Source organism: Desulfovibrio inopinatus DSM 10711 (genome assembly GCF_000429305.1).
Taxonomy (GTDB): domain Bacteria; phylum Desulfobacterota; class Desulfovibrionia; order Desulfovibrionales; family Desulfovibrionaceae; genus Alteridesulfovibrio; species Alteridesulfovibrio inopinatus.
This window is the reverse complement of record NZ_AUBP01000057.1, coordinates 1-2,405: the sequence shown is the minus strand read 5'-3', so window position 1 is coordinate 2,405 and position 2,405 is coordinate 1. Positions and strand designations below refer to the sequence as shown.

Genomic DNA, 2,405 nt, shown 5'->3' with positions numbered 1-2,405 from the left:
CCATCACATTAAAAAAGGCGCGGGCGCTTGGCATCCAACCAAGCATGCAACGCGCCCAAATCCAACCAGGTTTGCAACGGCAAATCATCTTGCCCCAATTGATACCCACCAAGTTGCAACTGCCGCAGATACACAAGATGATCGATATACGGGTTGCGCTCCGCGTTTTTCCCCTTGGGGCAGGCGGCGCAGACGGCATCAAGCCATGGGCCATTTTGCGCCGCGCATTTCTTCTTATCGTTTTTTGTGCATCCACTTAAATGGATGTCGAAGGCTCCCCCAGATCGGCCATATCCGCCACCTCGAAATATTCCACGCCCTCGTCTCGCTTCGACGAGGCGGCGTTAAATGCTGTTTGAGCAATCAAGGCAAAAGCTTCGGGGAAGCCTTTTTTGAGCAAAGTTTTCCAGTCTTCGCGGTAGCCCTCTTCCGTCGGGTCGCTCGCCAAAAATTGCCCCCCAACCCGAAACGTCCCGCGCTTAAACCCAGTACACAAGGCGGCCCCGTGTTTTACTTGGAGCGGCCACGCATTTTTGACCAGTTTGATCTTGCCGCCCGCGTGTTTGACGGTATCCGATTGGTAGGCCAAACGCTGGGCATTGGATGGCATCACATAATACATCTCATGCACGGCCCCTGTGCCCTTGTCCTCGATTTCCACAACATTGCGATCCGCGTCGAGATCCCGATACAATTCCGCCATGATATATCTCCTGAATCTTATTGATTAAAACAACGTGATTCGAAATTCGTCGTCACCGGCCCCACCATTGGTGGCCGTGTAACTCAAATCGTACTTCACCAAGCCCGACTTATCCGCATACTTCGGGTCTTCGTAGGTAGCCTTCGGCACTTCGATGCGCCAGCGATTACCGGCCGTTGCCCCGATGGTGCAGGCCAATTTTCCCGGTGTGGAGTTCTTCCAGAGGTTCCACACGTTGAAGTTGGCCAACGAATCCGCCTCCGGATCGATAGACCCTTTGGGCGTGCGGCCCCCCACATACACCTCGCGCATGCCTTCGGGATGATTTGCATCTTTGCGTTGTTGCACGTCGCCGCCCAGATCAAGCTTGAACGACTCCAGCACCGGCGTGTAGCTGCCGATTGCCAACCCGGCCCCCATGAAGACGGGACCAATCAAGCCCGTGAACATCGGCGAGGGCAACACTGAGTCGGAGGGATCGCCGTAGAGCCCCGTCATCGTAAACGACAACGTCGGTATCTTGCCGTTGGCGCAATCCAACGCCCAGGTGCCGCGCAATCCTTTGAGCACCCACAAATGCGAATCTTTGAAAAACCGCATCGACGCCGACGATTGATCAGCGGGCGACAACGTCGCCGGCCGATACTCGAAGGCTTCATGCGCGGCCGCAACGCTGGCCGTCGCCGTGCTCGTGCCGCCTGTCACGGTTTCGGCCGCTGTAAACTCGCCGGTCACGCCGGTCAGAACGAGCGTATCCCCATCAATATGGTACACTGTGCCGGTTGCCGCACTCCCGCCACCCGTCACCACTTCATCAACTTCAAAGGTGCCCGTGATGCCTTCGACGTCGAGCCGCACGACCTCCCGTTTTTTCATGGAGCAGCCCAGAAACAACGGCTCCCAATCCGGCGCAAGCAGCGCCCCGGCCTCGGACAACCCACCCCCGCGCAACTCCACGGCCGGAGAAATTTGTATTGATTTCGTTCCCACGGCGTTAGGCACAGGCGAAAACGTCGGCGTCACAACAGTCCGTTCGATTTTTTCGCCACTGACGGTCACGTCCACGCCCTCGTTGCACAACAGCGCTGCATAATCGCCGACATCCGGTGGCACGCCATACGTGGCCTCAGCAGCCAACAGCGTGCCGACTCGTTTGGTCATCAATGTTGTCATATCGATCTCCTCAATACCCATGCAAACCGATAAAGTTTTTGAAGATTCTCAAGAAACTTTTTTCAAAAAGTTTCTTGAGCCGCCGGAGGCTTCCTTCTCCTACAGCAAAACCGCTTGCTTGATTCGATACTCGGCCGCGTACACAACCAGTCCGGCCCCATCCACCGGCATGGCCTGCTCTCGGCACAACACCGCTGGAAACAACCCTTCCAACAAAATTTTCCCGCGCAACTTTTCTCGTGCCAACTGCAATAATTCTCGCGCCCCCGGCAACGCGGATTCCTTGGATCGCAAATGCTTGGCCGCACAAAACAGCCAATAGGTGTACTCTTCGAACTGCCGTTGCCCCCGATCCTCGTTTTCCATCCCCGCATAATAAGAAAGAATCGCCGGATGCCGGAAGGTGTTGCGTGCGACCACAGCGGCCTCATCATCGGCAACCGCTTCAATCGTCGCCACACCGGCTTCCGCCTTGAGCGGTTCCAGGGCAGCCAACAAAGCCGCTTCGATTTCAAGCGTTGTCCAGGCC

The 2,405-nt window shown here is 56.4% G+C and carries 4 protein-coding genes; 1 reads left to right on the top strand and 3 read right to left on the bottom strand.

All coding sequences use genetic code 11. The features are described from left to right. On the top strand, positions 1 to 260 hold a 260-nt coding region (locus tag G451_RS34645; RefSeq protein ID WP_034643191.1), incomplete at its 5' end, for a hypothetical protein. On the opposite strand, the gene G451_RS0120210 is transcribed toward G451_RS34645, so the two are convergent. The 3 genes from G451_RS0120210 to G451_RS34640 all read right to left on the bottom strand — a co-directional run. Beyond that, positions 257 to 703, bottom strand: coding sequence for a hypothetical protein (locus G451_RS0120210; protein WP_027185671.1), 447 nt, complete (start codon positions 701 to 703; stop codon positions 257 to 259). The genes G451_RS34645 and G451_RS0120210 overlap by 4 nt on opposite strands. Positions 704 to 727: 24 nt before the next feature. Next, positions 728 to 1,876, bottom strand: coding sequence for a phage tail tube protein (locus G451_RS0120205; RefSeq protein ID WP_027185670.1), 1,149 nt, complete (start codon positions 1,874 to 1,876; stop codon positions 728 to 730). A 99-nt stretch (positions 1,877 to 1,975) separates the two neighbouring features. Then, positions 1,976 to 2,405 (bottom strand): hypothetical protein (locus tag G451_RS34640; protein WP_034643188.1); only part of this gene is annotated, 430 nt, incomplete at its 5' end.

Coding starts and splice junctions, on each gene's coding strand:
- G451_RS0120210 (WP_027185671.1), bottom strand. CDS start 703: ATGGCGGAATTGTATCGGGATCTCGACGCGGATCGCAATGTTGTGGAA.
- G451_RS0120205 (WP_027185670.1), bottom strand. CDS start 1,876: ATGACAACATTGATGACCAAACGAGTCGGCACGCTGTTGGCTGCTGAG.